Origin of the sequence: uncultured Chitinophaga sp. (assembly GCF_902168175.1) — a bacterium.
Lineage (GTDB): Bacteria > Bacteroidota > Bacteroidia > Chitinophagales > Chitinophagaceae > Chitinophaga.
The window spans coordinates 1-22,624 of the sequence record NZ_CABHOU010000006.1; the positions used below are offsets into that span (position 1 = coordinate 1).

Below are 22,624 nucleotides of genomic sequence, written 5' to 3' on the forward strand. Positions count from 1 at the left end.
CGGCTGCTCCGTCGAAGTTAGCCTTCTTGGAAGTATGCAGCAGGAAACGGGCTTTAAGACCGTAAGCCAGTCTGATCCAGTTATCTACTTTACCGCCGTTAAGAATATCCCCTTTGGCGAGTGCCGGTGCTGCAGGACCTTGTGTTTTCTGCAGGTCAGCAATCGCTTCATCTAAAATGGCGAGTATTTTTTCCTGTACCAGCGAGCCGTCGTCAAACTTAGGAGTATAGGTGCTGGGCGTATTAAACTCCTCGTACGGCAACATACCATAGAAATCCGCCAGGGTACCAAAACCCCATGCTTTAATCACTTTGGCCGCGCCTATGTAATGCCAGGCTTCTACTTTTTGTGCTGCAGTGATCAGCGGGTCCACGTTTACGGCCGCGTTTACGTACCAGCACTGCCATGGCCAGTTGGCGCTCGACACGTTGGAGTACCAGCGGGTGAGGTTCCAGTTATTGTTTACGGCGTAAGTAACTGCCAGTTGTTGTGTAATGAAGGCAGCCCTGGTGCCGGAGCTTTCATATCCATCGCAAAACTGCGCGATCAATGGCGGCAGTCGCATTTCGGCAGTGGGTATGTCGGAGGTACCGCTGTTTGGATTCGTGTTTACATCCAGCCATTTCTCGCAGGAGGCAAAAGTGATGGATAAACCTATTATCAAGAATACTTTTTTCATGTCCCGGAGATTTAGAATTTAATATTTAAACCAAACGCCACACCTTTCGTTGCAGGTACGCCGGCATAATCGATACCAACAGAGCCGGAGCCTATAACGCCCGCGCCCGCAGCGCTTGTTTCCGGGTCCATACCTGTGTAGTTGGTAAACAGTATAAGGTTGGTGCCGGTTGCCGTAATGGAGGCTCCTTTCAGCCACGGCACACGTGTTAACGCGGATGTCGGCAGCGAGTACGACAACGATACGGAACGAAGCCTCATCCAGTTCACTTCCTCTATAAAGAAGGGTGCATGGTTAGCATACACATCGCGGTAGTATTTCTCTGTAGCAATTACATTACGTGTAACGGTTTCGTACTTACTGGTAGCCGGGTTCAGCGAACTGCCGGTAAACGTTATCTCACTACCCCGGTCGAGTGTGCGCTCGCTAAGACCATAAGCTGTGAGCAGGTATTCTGTGCCATTATACACATCACCCCCAATCCTGAAATCCCAGAGCATATTGAAGTTGAAATTCTTATAGGTAAAGCTGTTGTTGAGGCCACCAATCATTTTAGGCTCGCGGTTACCCACCGGCAAAGTGGTTAAAGTTCCCTGGATAGGATAACCGGTGGTCCAGTCGAGCAGCAGGTTGCCGGCAGAATCGGTTTGCCATTTGGAACCACTGAGGCCCATAAACACCCCTTTATCATAAGAAGCAGCTTTAGCGTTACCCACCTGTACATCTGTTACGTAAAGGATCGGAATTGCGCCTGGCAGTTCTTTCACACGGCTTTTATTATGGGAAAGATTGAGCGTCATGTCCCAGTTAAAGTTTTTATTCCGTACCGGATTAGCATTGATAGATACTTCGAAACCTTTGTTCTCGATAAGGCCTGCGTTTACCGACTTCAGGATATAGCCGGTAGCGTTACTTACACGTGGAGAAAGTATCTGGTCAACACTTTTGTTGGTATAGTACGTGAAATCAACCCCGAAGCGGTTTTTAAAGAAACGTAGTTCGGTGCCAAACTCGGTGGACGAGGTACTTTCCGGTTTAAGGATCGGGTTGCCCTGCTGCCAGCTGTTGCGGAAACCGGCACCGATAGTAAGTTCCGGGCCGAACAGGTAGGTATTGGTAGCGTAAGGATCGGTATCCTTACCCACCTGCGCCCATGAAGCACGGATCTTACCGAAGGAGAACACATTGTTAGGCTCCATCAGTTCGGAGAACACGAAGCTGCCGCTGTAGGAAGAATAGAAGAAAGACCGGAACTCTTTTTCGAGGGAGGAAGTCCAGTCGTTACGGCCGGTAACACTCAGGTAAAAGATATTCTTGTATCCTGCCCTAAACTCACCGTAACCGCCTACCAGTCGTTTTTTACTGCGATACTCGCTGGCGTAACGGTTCTCATTTTTAGCATTGTTGATGGAGATGATACCTGGCAGCGAAAAATTCTCTGCCCTTACGGAAGTAGATTTACCATAAGTATCTTCTGTATTGTGCCCCAGCAGTAAAGCCAGGTCGAAATCGCCCACCTGCTTATGGAAATTGAGCATCAGGTTACCATTCACATAATTGAAACCTCTGTTTGTTTCAGACAACATACCGTTCTGCCACGCTTCTTTCACAGAAGAACCAGGTCTGGTAAGGCTGCTGAAGTTAGTAGTGAAGTTATCCAAACCGAGGCGGTACGTTGCATCCAGCCAGTCTGTTACTTTAACGCTGGCGTAAGCATTTCCTACAAAACGGTTTGTTCTGTCTGACTGTGGATTACGGTTGATGAGCCAGTAAGGGTTATCTACATCCGAATCCAGCGACAGGTTAGGCAACAGGCGATGTTTAGAACCATCAGGATTCAGCCAGTTCGTCATATTATCACTTCTTGGCCAGGCGATGATGCTTTCCATGTAACCAGATCCGTTACTTCCCCACAAACCGCTACCGGTAAGTGTTTTCTGGGTTTCACTAACAGAATAGGTGGCATTAATACCCACAGTTACGATACCTACCTGCTGCTCGCCATTAAAACGCACGGATGAACGCTGATAAGAGGTGGTGGGCACGATACCGGTTTGGTTAAGATTAGAACCGGATAGAAAGAATTTACTGGTTTTAGTACCGCCCGATACGTTAAAGCTGTTATCATAAGCATGTGCGCGCTGGAAGAAGTCGGCCATGTTATCATAAATGGTATCGCCGGGCGCAAATTCGGGGCCCCATGAGCGCGGTGTTTGATCGGTAAACGTACCGTTATAGGAAGAACCCTGCTTAAACTTACTTTGCTGTTTAGGCAATTTGTTCACCCAGTTGGTGGTGTAACGCGGCACTACGGTGGCGGTTACGGTGCCTTCCGCCGCCCTTTTGGTGGTAATCACGATTGCACCTGCCGCTGCTCTCAAACCATATAACGCTGCCGCTGCAGGACCTTTCAACACCGAAATCGATTCGATGTCTTCGGGGTTGATGTCCATAGCGCGGTTGCTGTTGGTGGTCGATAAGTTCACCGATCCGTCGAAGGCGCTGTTATCGCCCTGGCCGGTGGAGTTATCCATGGGTACACCGTCGATGACGAACAATGGCTGGTTATTACGTTCGAGCGAGGTACCGCCACGAATAATGATGGAGGCCGAAGAACCAGGCGCACCACCTGAGTTGGTAATGTTCAAACCGGCAATTTTGCCGTTCAAAGAGTTAATCAGGTTAGGGTCTTTGTTCTTCATCAGCTCATCGGCTTTAATGTCCTGCACGGAGTAGCCGAGTGCTTTCTTTTCCTTTTTAATACCCATCGCGGTTACCACTACTTCATTCAACCCCTTTTGCGTAGGCACAAGGGTAATGTCTACTGAAGAGGAATTTCCGATAATCACACTTTGGGTAAGAAAACCGATGTACGAAAATTCAATTGTTTGTCCCGGAATGCCCTGGATGGAATAATGTCCGCTGGCATCGGATTGCGTGTTAACGTTGTTTTCCCTGATCCTGATCGTTACGCCAGGGAGGGCTTGCTTTTCGTCGGAGATCACTGTACCTGTAATCGTCTTTTGCTGCGCCCGTAACAAATCGGGTAACAACACCATTATCAGCGAACATATCGCTAATAACCTGAGCTTTCTTCTCATGTTAAACGTTTTAAGAAATTGGTGATAAAACCTGGTTGATTAAACAAATGTTGAATTGGGAAAATACGAGGTTAATTGTGCTGCAAGCATCACATGGCCCTTTACAGTAATTAACAGATAACCCTTTTTTTATAAATAGATAACCGAAAAAAATTGCGTTGTCAGGTTCACATATCCATAAACTAGTAAAATACTACAGGCACGTAATGCGTACTCACATGCCATTAAAAATCAGCAGAAACTTTTTTTTATAAATAGATACTACAATTCAATTGTGCCGCATACTGGGATTTAAATAAAACACGTAACCACTCTGGTTGATAAACAATAATATCTTTTTGTGCTTGACCTCGTTACTAAGATAACGTCTAAAAAAAAGAAATTCAAGTGTTGGGGTGATAATTTTTAATTCTTTTTAAGAAGAAAGGACTGCTAATTAGCAGTCCTTGTAGGGTTTTTCATTAAGACATGGTTACTTCCGTTAATATTTTCAGGGGTTTTATTTCGGAGACTCTCAGAAGCAATAACCGCGCCATATTTTTATCTAGTGCGAAAAACTGATAAAATAGCAACTTATCCTGCAGGCACTTATATAACAAACGCTTCTAACCGAAGACGGTTAATTACCTGGTTATTACTGTAAAAATCTTCGCTGTTCAGGTTAGCCATAGAAGCGTCTGATTGTTCGGCCAGCCACCTGATAAAAGTGATCTTATCGCTAAAAATCTGCGAAGGTGTAAGATAACCGTCCCAAACCTCACCGTATAAATAGTCGCCGTCCTTCGATTTTTCCAGCCCCATCCCGCAGTAATCGCGGTGACTGTGCATTAAGGAGCCATGGTCCAGTGCATCGGCCACCCGCGTAGCCAGCGAGTAGCCATAGGCCGCGTTGTCTACCTGGCGGAGTTGCTGCTGCCGGGCAAGCAGATCGGCCCTGCCGTCTTCTTTTGCCAGCAGCTTCAGGGCCATGGCCGAAAAATCGCGATATTTAAATGTTTCTGCTTTTACATCAATTTCAATCTCCAATGCCTTTGCCTGCGGTGCCTCCTGTTCCATATAATTTGCGAGATGCCGCCTCAGCTCCAACTCCAGCTCCCAGAAATAAACACTTCCTCCATCTTCCTTTTCGCCGCGTAAAGCCATAATCGCACCCGCAGTCAGCTGGTAATCCAGTATGCCTTTAACGCAATGTGCAGCCTGCAGTTTGTTCAGTAAAAAATAGTTAATCTGGTCTTTATACATCATGGGCGCTGATTCTTGCCGGTACTGAAAGATAAAACAATCCACCATGTTTTACTATTAACACATCATCAATAATAAAACATCCTGCCTTTTCCGTTGAGCAATTTCATTCTTCCTGGAAGCAGATTTTTTGTTTATTTGCCCATAAACAAACTTCCCGTATGAAACCACTTGCCCTGTTGGCGCTGCTGCTCCTTTCTTTTTCCGCCTTCGCTCAGCAATACTCACAGAAAAACAACATAACTTATCGTACCGGCACGCAGGATGCGTACATGAAAGAGCGTTGCGTGCTGGATGTGTATTACCCTGAAAAAGCAGTGAATGCACCTGTGATCGTTTGGTTCCATGGCGGTGGTATTACAGGGGGCAACAAGAATATACCGCAGGAGTTGAAAAACCAGAAAATGATCGTTATAGCCGCGAACTACCGCTTAAGTCCGAAAGCGACCTGCCCGGCTTATATTGAAGATGCAGCAGCAGCCGTAGCCTGGGTATTTGCCCATGCCCGCGAATATGGTGGCGATACTAACCGTATTTATGTATCTGGGCATTCAGCAGGTGGCTACCTGGCGGAAATGATCGGGCTCGACAAACAATACCTTGCCAAATACAACATCGATGCTAACCGGATCGCAGCGCTGTTTCCTTTCAGCGGACAGGCCATCACCCACTTCACTGTAAGGCAGGAACAGGGCATTGCTGATATACAGCCCACTATCGATAAATACGCTCCTTTATTCCATGTGCGTGCCGATGCACCACCCCTGTACCTCTATACCGGCGACCGTGAAAAGGAATTATTGGGAAGATATGAGGAAAACGCCTACCTGGCCAGGATGGTGAAACTGGCGGGGCATAAGAAAACCTTTTTGTACGAATTAGATGGGTACGGACATGGAGATATGCCGATCGGGGCATTTCACCTGATGCTGGAGGCGATCAGGGGCAAGTAAAAAGCACCTCGGAACCCATCTTCCCATGTCCAGATGACAGTGGCGATGCCTGGATGGCAGTGGCGACATCTAAAGCTTCGCTGGCGGTCTATAAAGTGAATCTGGCGGTGTCTAAAGTTGATCTGGCACTGCCCAGATGGCAGCTGGCGATGCCTGGATGTCAGCTGGCGATACATAAAGTGAATCTGGCGATGTCTAAAGTTCATCTGGCGGTGCCCAGATGGCAGCTGGCGGTAGCTAAAGCTCGTCTGGTTATGCCCAGATGGCAGCTGGCGGGGCCTAATGTTCTCCTGTCGATGCCTAATGCTCCTCTGCCCTGCAATTATGTTATACTGGCGATCACTTTTGTTACGCTGACACCATCTTTTGTTATCCTGGAATCATATAATGACAGGATGGAAAGCAATAATGACAAAGCGGGGCCGGCAAATATGAGGCCGTACAACGGTGTTGTTTCCCTATTTGCTCCTGCTGCTCCGCTCCCACTCGCGGTTAGCGAGCAGCGTATCCAGTTCGTTTTTCCAGAAACCTTCGTCGGTGCAGCGTACATCAATATCGATCAGGATATCTTTTAATGTTTCAAAATGCACATCGGAGAAGTCGAAATCAAAATCGGCGTTGTCCTGTGTGGTTAACTTTACAAAATCATTGTAAGCCAGCAGGCAGGCGGCGAGTTGAAAGATACTGCCGTTCATGTAACGGTTTGTTTCCATGTCCTCATGATCTATCCAGTCGATACGACCGTTACGGGCAGCATTTACAGCGATAATATCGCCACTGCCATCTGTACCGATAGCGATGTAACGGGAATAATCTTCGTCCAGGAAATCGAACCAGGAGTTAAGAAAGCCGATACAGGAAAGATTGTATTTACCCCGGTCCGGGTTGCCGGCGAACGACAGGAACGGTGCAGTGCTTTTGGGCAGGCCAAAATCAATTAAAAACTCCAGCGTGGCTGCATCAAGGCTAAAACCGTCCAGGCTGTTGGCGGAAAACGTTTGCAGGCTATCGCCATATTCCGCTTCCCATTTTTCCTTAAAATCTTCTATGGATATCATAAAAAAACGATTCACAGGTACTACTTCCTAAAGTAGTGATTTTTATTTATCATTTAAAATTCCTGCCCTTACCGAAAATATCGGTATCTGGCTCTGTACGTATTTGCGCACGTTTATTTTCACCGGCTGGGAAGGGCGACTTTTCATCAGCGCGTGATAACGTAAGCAACTGAGGTTCACTATCTGTTGCTGGCGCCAGCTGCTTCAATAAAGGGGAAAGATTATGACAGCGCTGTACCACCACATGTATCACTTCTCCTTCTATTTGCAATTTCCCCTCCACCATTAATAACCTGGATTGCAATATTTCTTTCCGGTATCTATGGAACAACTTTTCAAACACCACAAGATTAGCGCAGCCGGTTTCATCTTCTATTGTAATAAAACAAATGCCGCCTGCAGTACCGGGGCGCTGGCGAACGAGTACCAGTCCGGCTACTTTTACGGGCATACCGTCTTTTAACGCTTTCAATCCGCTGGCGGGCGTAATGTGCAGCATGTCCAACTTTTCTCTTACAAAACTTACGGGATGGGCTTTGAGCGATAAAGAAGTAGCCGCATAATCCTGCACCACATGTTCCGCGTCCGACATCAATGGAAGACTCACCTGTGCCTCGCCGGTAGGTTGTCCTTCAAAAAGCGCCGAGGGCCTGTCGTGCAGCGCCGACACCTCCCATAGTGCCTGCCGGCGGTCGAGGCCCAGTGAACGAAAGGCATCCGCATCAGCCAGTTTCTCGAGCGCAGCATCCGGAACACCGGCATCCCGTAATTGCGGTATCGTGGTAAATGTTTCATGGCGGGCGGTCAGCAGTTTTTGCATATCATCTTCCTTTAAACCCGATACCTGCCTGAAACCAAGCCGCATCGTAAGTTTGCCTTCTATCGTGTTATTCCATTCAGAATAATTTACATCAACCGGCCTTACTTCCACCCCATGGTTCCTGGCGTCAATTACTATCTGTGCGGGTTGATAAAATCCCATGGGCATACTGTTTAACAGCGCCGTGGCAAACACATCGGGAAAATGGCATTTGATATAAGATGATACGTACACGAGCAGCGCAAAACTCACTGCATGACTTTCAGGAAAACCATAACTGCCAAAACCTTCCAGCTGTTTAAAAACCCTGCGGGCAAATTCTTCCGTGTATCCCCTTGCAGTCATACCGCTGATCAATTTCTCTTCAAACTGGCTGACCAGCCCCTTCGCTTTAAATGTCGCCATGCTACGCCGTAGCAAATCTGCCTCTGCGGGTGTAAAACCGGCAGCATCAATCGCTATCTGCATAGCCTGTTCCTGGAACAGCGGTACACCGAGCGTACGATTGAGAATTTTCTCCAGTTCAGGAGATGGATATTCAACCTTCTCTTCACCATTACGGCGCCTGAGGTATGGATGCACCATATCTCCCTGGATAGGCCCGGGGCGTACAATAGCAACTTCTATTACCAGGTCATAAAATTTTTCAGGTCTTAACCTGGGCAACATCGACTGCTGCGCGCGGCTTTCAATCTGGAATACACCTATCGTATCAGCCCTGCAAATCATTTCATATACCATCGGATCGTCCTGCGGGATGTTAGCGAGCGTATACTCTTTTCCGTAATGCGCCTTCGCAAGATCAAAGGCTTTACGGATGCAGGTAAGCATGCCCAGCGCCAGCACATCGATCTTCATAAACCCGAGTGCATCTATATCATCCTTATTCCATTCAATACAGGTACGGTTTTCCATACGGGCATTGAGGATGGGACATAGTTCTGACAGTTTGCCCTGGGTAATTACAAAACCTCCTGTATGTTGTCCCAGTTGCCTGGGAAAGCCCATTAATTGCCCTGTTAGTTGTAATACTTTCCGAAGATGCGGATCATTGGCGTTTAAGCCATTTTCGGTCAGGCGGCCTTCTTCGAACCACTCTTCTGTAAATTCCCATATAGCGTCAGATAAGCGGTTCACCGTATCCACCGATAAGCCCATCGCCTTGCCCACATCACGGATAGCGCCTTTCTGGTGCAACTGCGTAACAGTAGCTACGATAGCCGCCCTGTCGCGGCCATACTTTTCATAAATGTATTGTATCACTTCCTCGCGGCGTTCGTGTTCAAAGTCTACGTCGATATCCGGCGGTTCGTTGCGTGCAGAGGAAATAAAACGTTCGAACAGCAATTCAAATTTAGTAGGGTCCACCGAAGTAATACCCAGGCAGTAACAAACCGTTGAATTAGCTGCAGATCCTCGTCCCTGGCAAAGAATATGCTGCTGGCGGGCATACCGCACAATATCGTGCACCGTTAAAAAATAAGCGGCATAATTCATCCGTTCAATGAAGTCCAGTTCGTAATTCACCGCATCGATAATCTTTTGCGGCAACACCTCTCCAAACCGCTCCTTTGCCCCCTGCCAGGCAAGAAAGGTAAGTTCCTCCTGTGGTGTGCGCCCTTCACTCGTAATCTCCTCCGGGTATACATATTTCAGCGAATCCAGAGAAAACTGGCAGGCCTCCGCAATTTCCTGTGTACGCAAAATAGCATCCGGATATTGGCGGAACAAACGTTCCATTTCGGCTATTGTTTTCAGGTGCCGCTCCGCATTAGCATGCAGCCTGAAACCCGCATCATACACCGTACATTTCTCCCGCACACAGGTAAGCACATCCTGCAACTCCCGCCTCGACAGATCATGATAATACACATTATTCGTAGCTACCATCGGCACCTGTAGCTCCTTAGCCAGCTGAGAAATGCGGAATAATTTCTTACCATCGTCCCCCTGGTACGACCGGGAAGCTGCTATGTAAACATTGGCTCCAAACGCATCCCTGTATTGCGACACAGCCTGCCCGAACGACGGATCAAAATCAAATGCCTGGTTTAAAGCCACTGGTGGTACCACAATAAACTTCATCCCTTTTGCATGTGCATATACATCTTCCTTATACAAATGACACGCCCCTTTCTCCGCCCTCAAATTACCCACCGTAAGCAAAGCAGACAACAAACTATACGCATCTTTATCAGTAGGATAAGCCAGCAGACTGGGGCCATCCAGCAAATCGAGCCTGCAGGCAGGAATAATGTTAATCCCCTGCACCCTGGCAGCAGCATGCGCACGCACAATACCTGCGAACGTATTACGATCGGTGATGGCTATTTTACGATAACCCAGAATCGCGGCCTGTTCTACTAATTCCTCCGGGTGCGAGGCACCGCGAAGGAAGGAGAAGTTGGTGGTGATTTGTAGTTCGGTATAACTCATGGTGATGAGTTTCTAGTTTGTTGGTGTGTTCAGTTGTTTGCTACTTTATTTCCCACCCCCCTCACGCAAAAAAACCATGTATAAACCACCCGTCCGATGCCTCCCCGGTATAATGCCCTAACCGGAATACCCAATACCGCTGTCCCTCCTCATCTTCTACCATGTAGTAATCGCGGTGCTGACCTTGTTCCAGCCACCATTCGCATTCTATACGTTCGGGGCCGTCGGCTCGTTTGATGCGGTGCAGTTTGCCTTTGTAGCGAAACAGCATTGGCGGGTAGTCGGGAATGGGAGCGCTTACTTCTATGGGATCGGGTTTGTGCAGGAGTTGTACGGGGCGTGGTACCTGGTTGCTCCATTCGATAGCGGGTTTTTCCTGCAGGGCGTTCGCTTTTTGGATGGAACGTTCGGGCCAGTAGTGCTGGGCAGGCAGGTAACGGTGAATGACGTTTGTACCCAGCTTATTGGTGATCCTGTCTATCAGTTCCGCGAGTGCCATGCTTTCCAGGCTAAGACCACTGTTCCATAATGCTTCCTGGGGTGCTTCAAGTATTTCTACTTTCGGCGCTTCCAGTATAAATAGTTCGATACCTAATGCTGGTTCAATAGAGTTGATTTTGTTCTCGAACAATTTAAACAGGTGTGTCGCATTATGCGAAGCACGGTTCGTACCTATTTCAGCCTGCTCCGTTTTTCCATCTACCCGGCATGCTTTTAATACGGCTGTACGTAAGCCCATGCCCTTTTGGCGCAGACTATTACACAACGCTTCCAGCAGGCGCTCCAGTGCTATTTCTATCCCTGTGCGCGTCATAATCGGCTCAAGGCAAGGCAGGCGCTCCTGGTATATCAGGGTGGGCTCTACGGGTATAATTACTTCGTTTTCCCAACCCAATGCCTGATCGATGCGCAACAACATACCAGGACCGAAGCGGCGGCGGAGTGAAGCCCGGGGCATAGCAATGAAGCTTTTAACCTGGTACAAACCCAGTTTCTGTAAACGCTGCAGCGTTGCTTCTTCCAGTCGCAGGGCTACAGGTGGCAAAGACATTAAAGCCGAAGCCTGTTCTCCGCTCTTTATGATCGGCTCTTCTTTTCCATACCGCGCTATTGCCCACGCAGCACCAGGCGTATCCGCCATGGCCGCCCTTATACGATAACCATGCGACCGGATGCGGGTTACGATCTCTTTCAGATACAGCTCTTCTCCTCCCCATAGATGCGCACAACCACTGATATCAAGTATTAATCCATCGGGTTGATCGATGGCTGCAACCGGCGTGTAACGGATGCACCATTTAGCCAGAGCGGTTAATAATCGCAGGGCCATACCGGGTTGCTCGTCAAATACCTGCAAACCGGGAATAAGCGCTCTTACATCAGCTACGGCCATACCTGACATTGCCCCCTGTTGTTCGGCATTCGCACTGGCGGCGGCTACTACCATACGGCCATGTGCTGTAACAGCCAGCACAAAAGCCTGTTCCTTTAGTGTTGGCTGGCGGATAATGTGCCAGTCGGTGGTTAAATGCCGGAACCATATGGAAATAAAACGACCGGGCATGTTATCCGATTTTTCGTCTTTCCACTTCCAACCTTTGCGGTACTTCTTTTGGCACCTGCCTGAAACCTTTATCAGTCCACTCTATTTCCCAAACACCTGGTTTACCGTTACGTACCTTTTGCAAGGCTACTTCCCAGCGCGGGAAACCAACACCCGGCATTCCAGCTTCCAGTTTACTGGCCAGCGGTTTTATGCTCCATCGTGCCACAGAGGCTATGGCATGCAGGTTACGCGGCTGGTAACGCAACAGGAAACCGGTTACCCTGCTTTGTTCTACCGCCAGTTGCAAACGCCGTGAAGCAGTAAATCCTATCTCCTTCATTTCCCCTACTACTGCTGCGAGTCCTTCGCACTTCAACGCTTCTTCCATCGCCCATAACACATCTTTTTCTCGTTCCAGGTCTATAAATACTACCTGGTCCGGCTGCACACCAAAAGACTTTAAAGCGGGCGGGAACAGCGTTCGCGAAGCACTGATCCATATACAGGCGCCGCCCTGCCTCATCAATGGCGCCAGCAGTCCTGCCAAAAAACCGCTGCTTGCCGCAGTTTGTTCCGCAGCATTACTTATAAATTCATGCACTGCTCCCGTTGGAAAAACGCCATTGGGAAAGGCTGCTTCCACTGGGCCAAGCCCCATATTGCCGGTAGCAGCAACATGAGGTCTGAAGCCCTGTAAAAGGAGTATATCCTTTTGCAGTTGATTGATTATATCTCTCCGACCAGCTAACATGGAGGCGTCTTTCAGATTTTGCAACAATTCTCTTCACTTCGTTTATAAAAAGCGCTCCTTTACCGTACCAAAACGGCGCACTATCTTTCACTAACTAAATTATTTAGCAAATCTATACTAAATATATTAGCTTAGCAAAAAGATTGACATTTAAATATGGGCAGAAATGCCTCTAAACAAATGATTATCACCAGGTAAAAAAGATATCCACCCAAAAGCCCATTTATCTTCCTGCACAACAAATCAATACATTAAACTATCTTTGAAAAAGAATGAACCTGAAGCAGCTTTTTATCAGTTTAAAACAAGGGAAGGAAATTATCTTCCCCTACCGGGACACTTACACGGTACGTTTAAAATACAGCGACAAACTTTTTTCCGCCCATTCTTCTTCTACTTTCGGCCATGCCGGCGAGTCGGGAGAAGCGATCGAAATGCACGAACCCGTGCTGGAGAACCTGGATTTTAATGAGTTTATGGCAGTAATCATGAAACGTTACCCTGGCATACTTGAGCCGCAGGAATAAAGCCGCCAAAGGGGATTGATTAATTCTGCCTTCCCCATGCAAGTCCATTACCGTATTTTATTCACGCTTTTGCTGATTGCTTTTTCCATAAAAGCATCGGCTACCTGGTCTATTATCATTATCGACCCCAAAACCAACACTATTGGAATGGCAGGTGCTTCCTGCAGTTACAGCGTGTATGGTATTGGCGTTATTATTCCCGGCAAAGGCGCTGTTATCGTACAGGCTGCGAGCCACCCGCTGGCCAGGAAAAAGGGTGTTGAAATGATGATCGCCGGCGCTACCGCGCAAGACATTATTAAAGCCATGCAACATCCCGACTACAAACCGGAACAACAGCAATACGCCGTTTTGCTGGCAAACGACATCGCTCATCCTGCTACTTACACCGGCACTTCTGCCCCTGCTCATAAAGGCGCATTAACTGCCAGTGGGATTTGTGTACAGGGCAACACGCTTACCACTGCGGGTGAATTGCAGGCAGTAATGGACATTGCATTAAAAGGCCAGGCAGCCGGGCTCCCCTTACCGGAAATACTTATGCAAGCCATGGAAGAGGGCGCCAAACATGGCGGAGATGCCAGATGTGGAGAACGAAAAGCCTCCAGTGCATTTATGACCATTGCCAGGCCAACCGATGCCGCCCCTTACATTAACTTCGTAGTGCCGGGCAATAATAACACCCATCATGCGGTAATGGAGTTACGTAAGAAGTATGAAATATGGAAAAAGGTGAAGGGTTAACGCTTATCTTGTCCTTAATTCACTTCCAACGCCAGCTGAAAAAAAAACGGAAGTGATATTCTTATACTCCTTTTCACTCCGGTCCCCATTTTGCAACGCTTAAAGGATTTAAAACAGCATCTTACATAGCACCCAACTGCCGAAGGATGTTTTTCGTTATCTCTTTACGGGCAGCGCTGAAATTACTATTCTGCTCTTTCAATGGTTTTGTAATGCGGGTCGCGAAAAACCATACGTTTCCTTTCGATACTATGTAACCAGTCCACCAGCCGCTGTCTATGCCGCTATCTCTCGTCCAGCCGGTTTTCGAATAAATTTTATATTGATTAGTTTCTTCTGTAAGCATCACGCTTTTAAGAATGTCGGTATTCCTTTTAGCGAAAGGGGTTTTATTTTCATAGACTTTCACCAGGAACTTAATTTGATCTTCAGGAGAAATGGCAAAGCTGCCAAAGTTCCAGAAATCGGGCCAGTGCTGCAAGGCATCGCCATTACCATAACCTGCGGCTTTTAAATAACGCCTGTACCGCTTTACCCCTATTTTTTTCGCCAGCTCTATGAACGCCCAGCCAGCAGATACAACAAAAGCCTCTTTCACACTTATATCATGATAAATATCCGGTCGGTAGCCATACAATGTAGTATCTGTAGCGCCGGGCCATTTCACCACCACATTCCCGTCCTTAATTACACCGGTTTCCAGCGCAATAAGCAGGTTGATGATCTTAAACGTGGAAGCGGGCAGGCTTGCCTTTCGGGCATCAGCAGTATCGGTGTAGGTCCACTTCTTTTCGTGGTAGTTGTAAATGGTGGTGCTTCCTTTAAGCTGATAATCTTTGAAGGGTTGTTGTAAGGCTTGCCGGGCAAAGCTGTGGGTAGTGGTGAGAAGTAGTATTAAGAAGATCGCAGGTTTCATCTGTGCAAAATATCAATTCTTAATTAGAAATTTTGTTTGTTTAATACGTCATTGCGAAAGTGCCGCTTAAGTAAAAATGTAGTTGCAGGATATAAGGATACTGACAACTCTACCGGCAAACGAGAACATGAATTCGATAACGTATGCTACTGTACGTAAACTGGCCATGCAACAAACCAATTACTGGTGCGGAGACTACACACGAAGATTGCTTCATTCTTCGCAATGACGGGTACGGTGACGCCCGCTAACCCCGGAACCGCTAACGCCGGTACACGACAGGATTGGGCTTCATCGGGTGTAAGTTGTATTGCCAAACAAAATAGCCGGAACATCGTCCCGGCTACATTATTTATGTTTACTACTATTTAAGGCGTATTCTTCTTCACAGCCCGTGCCTGATCAAACTCAAGGCGGCTGGAACCCTCGCCACGACCAGTTTCTTTACGCACTCCCAGCCAGGTTACCACTTTTCCATTATACCAACGGGCACGTTGGTACGTAGAATATACCTGTGTGCCTGCGCGGGTAATTTCTTCTTCGTTGATAAAGTAGTGCCCCCCGGAGTCGAGGCCATCGCGCAGCAATGAGCAGCGTGGTTCAGTTTTATCAGGAGCGCCTTCTTTACCTTTAATTATGCGGGGCATAGCGGCGCGTTGCAGGCGGATAGAGCGGTTGCTGCCATCGATACGGGCCGGAATGAACGGGATCCAGTTTTCGGGAACGGTGTTCATTACTTCGTAACGGAGATCAGCGTGGTATACCGGGTTTGCAGGCACCTCGGTGTTATCTTCTACTGCTTTATCAAACAATTGCTGATAACGGTTGCGGAGTTCGCGGGCAGCCTCGTTGCCATTTTTATCCCAGCCGGTGGCGAGCGGAACAACGGTTTCGATGCCCCATACCATATTCGCGGTTTCATCGCGGATAAAGTGTATTTCTTCGAGTGGCGCACCTTCCTGTATTTTCGATACGGTGGGCAGTACGAGCAGGCTGGTATCGGTAGCTTCCCCGTTGTTACCTTTTGTACTGAGGGTGTACATGCTCCACTTATTCCAGGCATCGTCAAGACCTTTGCCTGCCGGTTCAATCCAAAGACGTTCGCCAAAAACATTGGTAACGGAGAGTCCTTTTACGGAAGCGATACTGCCTGCAGGCAATGTTACCGGTAACAGGAACCAGTCGTTTGCGTATACGAGCGAGAATTCGATAAACAATAACTTACCTGCGTCGGTAGTTTTAGGGGTGATGTTACCGAAGTTAGTGCGACCATCTTCAAAACTCCACCAGCGCGTATTGGGCATGCCGTCGAAGTTCACTGGCACGGGTATAAAACTGAATTTAAGCGGATCTTCTATATCTGCAGGTACATCGCCTGTTACTTCTCCCAACACCTTTTGCGAAGGGTCTATATCGAGGTTATACCAATCGAGATGGCCCTGGTAGTATTCATCTGCTGTTAATACTTTTTCCGCGCCCTGCACCGGGGCCGAGCAGGCGAACTGGTATTCGAGCTGCTGCGGTTTCCAGGCATCGTTGCCATCAACACCTGGCTGGTAATAAAGATTTTCGAACCATGTGATGAAACGGGTGGCAATAGCTTCGATATCCGGCTGTTGTGCCGCGGGCAATGAAGGAATGCCATCGTGGGCGAGATTGATAGCACCTTTGACCCGAAAGTAAAATGCAGCACCATCCATGCAACGACCCGCTACGGCATTTAGTTGCTGCCAGGCTTCTTTGTGTGCGGTGATCGGCGCATCGTCCTTATTGGCGGCATCGGGTAGCGGGATTTTATAATGGTTGATGTACTCGCTCAGCACGGTGGCATTTACCGACGATTTTATCATCTTTAACCACTGACGGCCCATCAGCAAACGCAAATCGAGCGAAAGCATCGTGGTTTGGCTTTCGAAAGGAATGGCACGTTTTTCTACTTTCGCCTCCAGCGGAACGGTATCATCGAAGAATTCTGCATCATGACCACCAGGTGCAAACTTTGTGAGCCGGGTTTTGGTCATGTACATCTTGGAGAACACCGGCGAACCTGCATCATCTCCTAAAAACTCGCCCATCTGCCATTGTTTGCTCAGCATCCACAAGGCATCGCGAACTTCTGCACGCAGGGCACGGTCGAAGTTATCGGCGCGGGGTCGTGCTTCAAGCCTGTTCCAGAGGGTAATGCCAAAGAGGCGGCGCACACTCAGTTCTTCTGATATATTATCTACTGCAACGTATTTGTTCATTGCCCGGAGTTTAAAAGTACTTCGTGAATTTTGTTATTGAAGGCCAGGTTCAGCGAAACGGTGATCGGGTGTACCGTCATCGACGACACAATGCCCGGCAGGAATCTTGCATAGGCGGTAGTATCTACCTGCGCGGGTTCTACGGCACGTTTCTTCGCCGATTCCAGCGTAACATTTACAGTATTTAACAGATCGTCCCAACTCCACGATCCTGTATATGAAGTTGGCAGCGCCAGCAGAATAGCCTGTGGTGGCTCGGCATTCGGACGATCATAGTGGAATGTAAGACCTGCGGTTTCTTCAGTAGCCGGTACGATCTCTGTCCACTCATCGATCAATAAACCACATTGCCGGTCGCTCTTAGAAAAGGCTGTGCTGTAATGCGCGGTGTATAGAAGGCGATCGCTGTCAATCGTATAAGTAGCAGGATAATCCAGCGCCAGCCAACTGTCACCGGCCTGGTACGGCAACTGAACGGGATGCAGTTCGGGTGTCGTAGCCCCCATCGCTTCTCCGAGCAGCACGATGTTCTCCCAATGATGCAATTTTTCACGCACCCTGGCAAGACCGTACAGCCAGTCATCCTCAGGGAACTCCGATTTAATAAGCCCACCCGCATCCGGTGTTTGCAAATAACTTAACAGCTGCGCTTTTTCAGCAAATGAATTTTCCCACTCTGCGCCACTATCTGCTGTAACGCCAAATTCCGGGATTATTTTAAAGTCCTGGTGAAAAAGCTGTGCCGCAGCATCTGTAACCAGTTTCGCCTGCTTCTTGCCATCTGTAACACCAGGCACCTGACCCAGTAATCCCAGGGCCTTATCCAAACGTTTAGTCAGGCTGGAGGCTAATGCCTTTGCAGTCGCATCTATTTCGGTAGCGAATACAACGAACTGGTTTTCGATACCACTGATATCAAATGGCTCCGCATCAAAATCCGTCACCGGAAGTTTCCCACGCACCTCCGTTAACAATGCAGGCAAACTGGCAGCTGCTGTTGCCGCCACTGTTTTAAGATCGTCAAGTTTAGCCACAAAAGCCGGGCGCACTACCGTGTTAAGGATGTTGAGATAATCGGCAGGCAGTGCCGGTAATACCTCACGTACCAGAGTAGAAATGTGCAGCTCGGCAGTTTGCAGGAACTGTATTCTTTCCGCATCGGTAGTGGCGCCTGGCAGCGCAGCATAGGCTATAATCTGTGCATCGAAGTCGGCCAGTTTGCCGTCCCATTTTACAGTGAGTTCGGCTACTTTATTGATAAGGCTGAGGAAGATCTCTTTTTGCCGCGTGTATACAAATCCATAACCAGCTTCGGTTAAACCTGTTTGTCCCAGGTTAAAAAGTATCGGCAATACAGGTTGTATAAAGGCCGTATTAAGACTGGCGATGATGGCATTGCGGTTAGCCGTTGTGTCGGCCACCAGTGGCGCAATGCTATTGATGAAGTTAGTCAGATCGTTATCCAGTAATGTTTTAAGACCGGCATGTGTAGCCTGTAAACGTGTAACATTACGGTCCACGAATACCACTCCATCTTCTTTATCCTTCGCCTCTATTGCAATTGTAACATCGTTAGGGCTCAGCGGGCGTGAGCGGAGCAGGATGGCACGCAGACTGTTAAATAAAGGCGCCAGTTCGAACAGGCTGTATTTGCCAGGCACCTGCAGCATATAGTTGATCTCAATCTTCGCATCGGGCCTCATGCCTCCTTTATCCATTACGAACTTCAGCAGGCGGTCGTCTATCTCTTTCAGCGCCTGTTCGCTTTCGGTGTTAATCATAAATAACAGGTCGATGGGCAACAGGCCCAGTTGTGCGGCCGTTACCATCTCATTAACCTGACCCGGATAACTAACGTGACAGATAATATCGGCCATAGCAGGCACTCTTGTTTCCAACCAGTCGTTCACCGCCGGTTCTGCTTTGGCCCTCGCCGTGGCGCCCGCCGCTGCTACCAGTCCTGGCTTGAAATGCAATCCCATTCGATGGGTAAGGTTTATACCACGACGCGGCGTTTGCACTACATCGGGTATGGGCGGGAAGTTGCCGCTGCTATAGGTTTCCAGCGTTGCATTAGAGCGGTCGTAGTTCGCTAACACCGCCTGGTATACACTTTCGGAGATGGCCAGGTCGGCTACCGCGTCATTAATATCTTTTATCTTTTCCAGTTCTTTGGTGATGGCGGTCGACTGCGCGGCATTTTCCAGTGCAGGCAAACCTGTCTTACCAAAAGGATAAGTATTAATACCATTTTTCGCCACATGATCGATCAGCGAAAGGCCGTCAACAACGTTACGCGCCTCTATCACTTCCACTTCATTACCTGCCGCCTCACCCACCTGGGTTTCTTTAATCCGGTTCACCACCAATGGGAAAGCCTTACGCAACTGGTAAATGAAGAAATCGAGTTCCACACCCGGATACCCTTCATGCAAGCCACGTTCGAAGTAATAACCCAGCAAAGCGCCCATCGACTGCCCGTTACGCACACCTTCTACTACTGCCAGCGCCTTACGTACTCTTTCCGAAGAAAGGTTTACACGCAACGAAGCAGGGTTCTTATTCCCGGTGTACCCATTCCTCAGGATAGCCGCCGTTACTGCATGGTCCAGCGAAGGCGCCGTAATAAAACCGCCATTGGTACTATCACGCATCAACGGGATGCTTTGGTTTTCGATAAACATCTTATTCAACTCAGGATCGTCGAGTTGAACAGGGGTCAGTACCTTATTTTCAGATTTTACATTTTCGACCCATCCAAAAGCGCCGATATAAGTACCTGTATTGCCACCTTCATCGTTCGGGCCCTGTTGCTGGCGAAGCTGCTGCAACTGGTATTCGAGGAAGGCGCCCTTCCAGGCGTCGAGGCGATAGGAACAACAGTCTACATGTTCTGCGAAAATCCGTTCGAGGCGTGCAGTTGGTAAATCTTTTAATCGCTCCATGGCTTCCAGCTGCTCTTTCATATACTGGCTGGCCACTTCTGTTTTAATGATCTTTGGAATGTAATCACCAACCAATTCAGCGGCATTACCGGTAATGGATGCCTGTTTGGAATAGAGATAGCTCCAGCGGCTTTCGCTCTGCGGTGCTTTTTCTGCTATGTGCAGAAAGGCCGGTTCTATTTTCGCCGCCCTTACCTGGTTACTGTTTAACAGTTGCGCTTTTTCATACAGGCGAAGACTCACCTCCACGTAACTTAAATCCAGCGCATGGTGCATAAGCAGGTAAAGCAATGCATTGGGAATTTTATTATCCTTAAAGCCCGCCTGTTTACGCAGCGTATCGTGCGAAGTATTAACGGCGCTTATCAACCATTCAATGTAATTTTTATCATCAGTAGTGTATTTCCTGATCAACTCTTTTTCTGATAATGGCCGGTCGTCGATCAAAGGGCCATGCAGTTTATTGGCGCTTTTCAGGAAAAACTTATCCAGCATTTCGGGAACAGCCTCGTTGGCATAACCGAACTTCTTTAATAAGTCCATACCGCTTTTCACGTACAAACCACTTACCAGTGCGGCCACAAACGGACCGGCAATGCCCAGCATGTTATACCGGTTAAATATATCCTGCTTACTTTCGGCGGTACGCTGGAAGTAGTCGACCGAAGCGGCATTGAGGCCGAGGGCGTTCAATAATACCTGCTGACCATCAGCACCTGGTTTGCCGATATACGACACACTGTTCACCAGCACATCCCACACCTTATCGGTTTCTTTAAGAATGTTGTATAGGCGGTTTATATACGGACTGCCGTTGTTCACAGCCGCCGCCGCCAGACCAGGTTCTGTTCTTCCTCTCAACCATCCTATTTTAGAAAAATCGGTTACAGGTAAAATACCGTAAGGCTGCCGCCCTATCTTGATCGCCGGTATACGTCCGCGGCCAGATACGAACTGGTTAAAGAACTCGCGGGTGTTACGGATATCATCATCGCTGAACACTGGTTGCATCATGCTCTCCATCATGTATCCCATGGTGGCAGGCCACAAGGCTACGTTCATCATACGTGCTTCCGCTGTATCTGACTGGTCGGCATTGGATATTTTATTTACCGCATCCATGCCTATACCCAGGCTCTCCGCCAGCCATTGACCATCTTTCTTCAGTATCCAGTCCGTTTCCGGTTCAAACAGTTTGCCCTTTTTCAGTAAGGCAAAACTTTCGTCCGTATCATCAATATTAACGTGTAAGGCTTCGCCGGATTCTGTATTATTAGTGGCGGCGCCTTGTGGTAATATGGCAATACCTTTGCGGCTGCGGCGATGATGATCAAACAGCGTTTCGAGCATATGGCGCCCCTTAAAGGCGTCGGCACTGAGGCGTACGCCCAGTACTACTATACGTTTAAAGCCGGAACGAGCCTGTTCGGCAGTGATGTTTATCTTTAATCCAAGCCCGTTCTGGATAGCGGTATCAAAATCCACCATCCATTGCAATTCTTCGGGCATAACGATATCGCCATTCGCATCTTTACTAAACTGTTCCTCCTCACTTAAACCCGGATCAGGCGCAACATATAAGGGCGAAGGGATATGACGGCCTAACTCCTGGAACGCTACGGCATTGTTCTGATCGTATCCTGTAACCACGAACCTTTCCGGCAGCATATCTACCAGCGGGGCCTGCGACCACGACTGTGCCTTTGTGATAATTCCCTCCGGATCGGGTAATTGCAGGAACGCCAGAGTGAATGCGGCATCCGGTTTGGTAAAGGGGGCAGCGGGCACTACATCCAGGTTGAAGGGCGTGTAGCTATCGCGTAAAGTGGTGGCAGCGGGTTCACCACCTGCGTCCAGTACTAACTGGTCCCAGGCGGCCTGTTCCTGCACAGCATCGCCTGCCACCCTCCATATTTTTTCCCAGTATGTAGCCAGCATGGTTTGTTCCGGTGCAGTTGGCACATTAGCTCCGCCAATTACCAGTATTACATCTTCTGCTTTCGCTTTTAGTGGCGCGTCCGCAGCATTTAACGGCTTGTACTGTTCCAGCAGGTAACTGGCCCTGCCGGAGCCATGATTGCCCGCTAATGCACGCCATGCGCCACGTTCCAGGTTTTCATCACCACCAGCCGCCCAGTGTTGCTTCCAATACAGGATGGTATTTTTAAGTTCCGTTTCAGACAACAGTTCCTCAAACGAATCAATTAAAGCATCATCGGGAAAGATGCGGACCCAGAGTTCGTCGGTAGCGGCGCCTGCAACGGCATTCTTTTTAAAACGCGTTTCTATACGCACGGGGAATAACATCACGGGCGTACGGTCGCTGAAGTTCGACAGTTGCTGGCGCGGATCAGAAAGTTTGAAAAACTCGCTGTACACACCCGAGCTGATCTTCTTTGCATCGGCAAGCGTGCCTTTACGCTGATTAAATTCAGCAATGGCCTTTTCTTCCTGCGCTTTTAGTTTCTTCAGCTGCGACTGGTACTCCTCGCTGTTCGCGTTCACTTTCCGCTCCAGCTGTTCACGCTGTTTACGGATTTTATTAAGTGCTTCTCGGCTTTGTACAAAACCTTTTTGTTCGGCCGCCTGCGTACCGCGGGCTGCTTCCAGTTGTTGTATAATATCGTTGAAACCGGGCATTGGTATCAGTTAATAAGATG

The 22,624-nt window shown here is 48.4% G+C and carries 13 protein-coding genes; 3 read left to right on the top strand and 10 right to left on the bottom strand.

Annotated features, from left to right (window positions below):
• From QZT80_RS00295 to QZT80_RS00305, 3 genes are all read right to left on the bottom strand, one after another.
• Window positions 1-679, bottom strand: a 679-nt coding sequence (locus tag QZT80_RS00295) for a SusD/RagB family nutrient-binding outer membrane lipoprotein (RefSeq protein WP_295116459.1), incomplete at its 3' end; no start/stop codon positions are given.
• Window positions 680-690: 11 nt separating this feature from the next.
• Window positions 691-3,780 (bottom strand): SusC/RagA family TonB-linked outer membrane protein, encoded by a 3,090-nt coding sequence (locus QZT80_RS00300; protein WP_295116461.1) that lies wholly within the window; start codon window positions 3,778-3,780, stop codon window positions 691-693.
• Window positions 3,781-4,368: 588 nt separating this feature from the next.
• Window positions 4,369-5,025, bottom strand: a complete 657-nt coding sequence (locus tag QZT80_RS00305) for a hypothetical protein (protein WP_295116463.1) — start codon at window positions 5,023-5,025, stop codon at window positions 4,369-4,371.
• Between the two features lie 158 nt (window positions 5,026-5,183).
• Here QZT80_RS00305 and QZT80_RS00310 point away from each other — a divergent pair, with 158 nt between their 5' ends.
• Window positions 5,184-5,975 carry an alpha/beta hydrolase gene (locus QZT80_RS00310; protein ID WP_295116465.1) on the top strand — a complete coding sequence of 264 codons (792 nt, stop codon included), beginning with the start codon at window positions 5,184-5,186 and terminating at the stop codon, window positions 5,973-5,975.
• 458 nt (window positions 5,976-6,433) lie between these two features.
• On the opposite strand, the gene QZT80_RS00315 is transcribed toward QZT80_RS00310, so the two are convergent.
• From QZT80_RS00315 to QZT80_RS00330, 4 genes are all read right to left on the bottom strand, one after another.
• Window positions 6,434-7,033 carry an SUKH-4 family immunity protein gene (locus QZT80_RS00315; protein ID WP_295116467.1) on the bottom strand — a complete coding sequence of 200 codons (600 nt, stop codon included), beginning with the start codon at window positions 7,031-7,033 and terminating at the stop codon, window positions 6,434-6,436.
• Window positions 7,034-7,082: 49 nt separating this feature from the next.
• Window positions 7,083-10,289: an error-prone DNA polymerase gene (locus tag QZT80_RS00320; protein WP_295116468.1), complete on the bottom strand. Its 3,207-nt coding sequence runs from the start codon at window positions 10,287-10,289 to the stop codon at window positions 7,083-7,085.
• Window positions 10,290-10,350: 61 nt separating this feature from the next.
• The gene (locus tag QZT80_RS00325) at window positions 10,351-11,853 is read right to left on the bottom strand and encodes a DNA polymerase Y family protein (protein ID WP_295116470.1); all 1,503 of its coding nucleotides are present in this window, start codon (window positions 11,851-11,853) and stop codon (window positions 10,351-10,353) included.
• Between the two features lies 1 nt (window position 11,854).
• Window positions 11,855-12,613 (bottom strand): Error-prone repair protein ImuA, encoded by a 759-nt coding sequence (locus QZT80_RS00330; protein ID WP_295116471.1) that lies wholly within the window; start codon window positions 12,611-12,613, stop codon window positions 11,855-11,857.
• Window positions 12,614-12,858: 245 nt separating this feature from the next.
• Between QZT80_RS00330 and QZT80_RS00335 the strand changes: the two genes are divergently transcribed.
• Together QZT80_RS00335 and QZT80_RS00340 are read left to right on the top strand one after the other, a co-directional pair.
• Window positions 12,859-13,113, top strand: a complete 255-nt coding sequence (locus tag QZT80_RS00335) for a hypothetical protein (protein ID WP_295116473.1) — start codon at window positions 12,859-12,861, stop codon at window positions 13,111-13,113.
• 36 nt (window positions 13,114-13,149) lie between these two features.
• Window positions 13,150-13,857, top strand: a complete 708-nt coding sequence (locus QZT80_RS00340; protein WP_295116475.1) for a DUF1028 domain-containing protein — start codon at window positions 13,150-13,152, stop codon at window positions 13,855-13,857.
• Window positions 13,858-13,978: 121 nt separating this feature from the next.
• Here QZT80_RS00340 and QZT80_RS00345 read toward each other — a convergent pair whose 3' ends face one another.
• The 3 genes from QZT80_RS00345 to QZT80_RS00355 all read right to left on the bottom strand — a co-directional run bounded on the left by QZT80_RS00345 (window position 13,979) and on the right by QZT80_RS00355 (window position 22,604).
• Window positions 13,979-14,773, bottom strand: a complete 795-nt coding sequence (locus QZT80_RS00345; protein ID WP_295116477.1) for a penicillin-binding transpeptidase domain-containing protein — start codon at window positions 14,771-14,773, stop codon at window positions 13,979-13,981.
• 368 nt (window positions 14,774-15,141) lie between these two features.
• Window positions 15,142-17,019 carry a hypothetical protein gene (locus QZT80_RS00350; protein ID WP_295116479.1) on the bottom strand — a complete coding sequence of 626 codons (1,878 nt, stop codon included), beginning with the start codon at window positions 17,017-17,019 and terminating at the stop codon, window positions 15,142-15,144.
• A complete protein-coding gene (locus tag QZT80_RS00355) occupies window positions 17,016-22,604 on the bottom strand; it encodes a hypothetical protein (protein ID WP_295116481.1) in 5,589 nt (1,862 codons plus the stop codon). The genes QZT80_RS00350 and QZT80_RS00355 overlap by 4 nt, the downstream gene beginning before the upstream one ends.
• Window positions 22,605-22,624 lie beyond the last annotated feature (20 nt).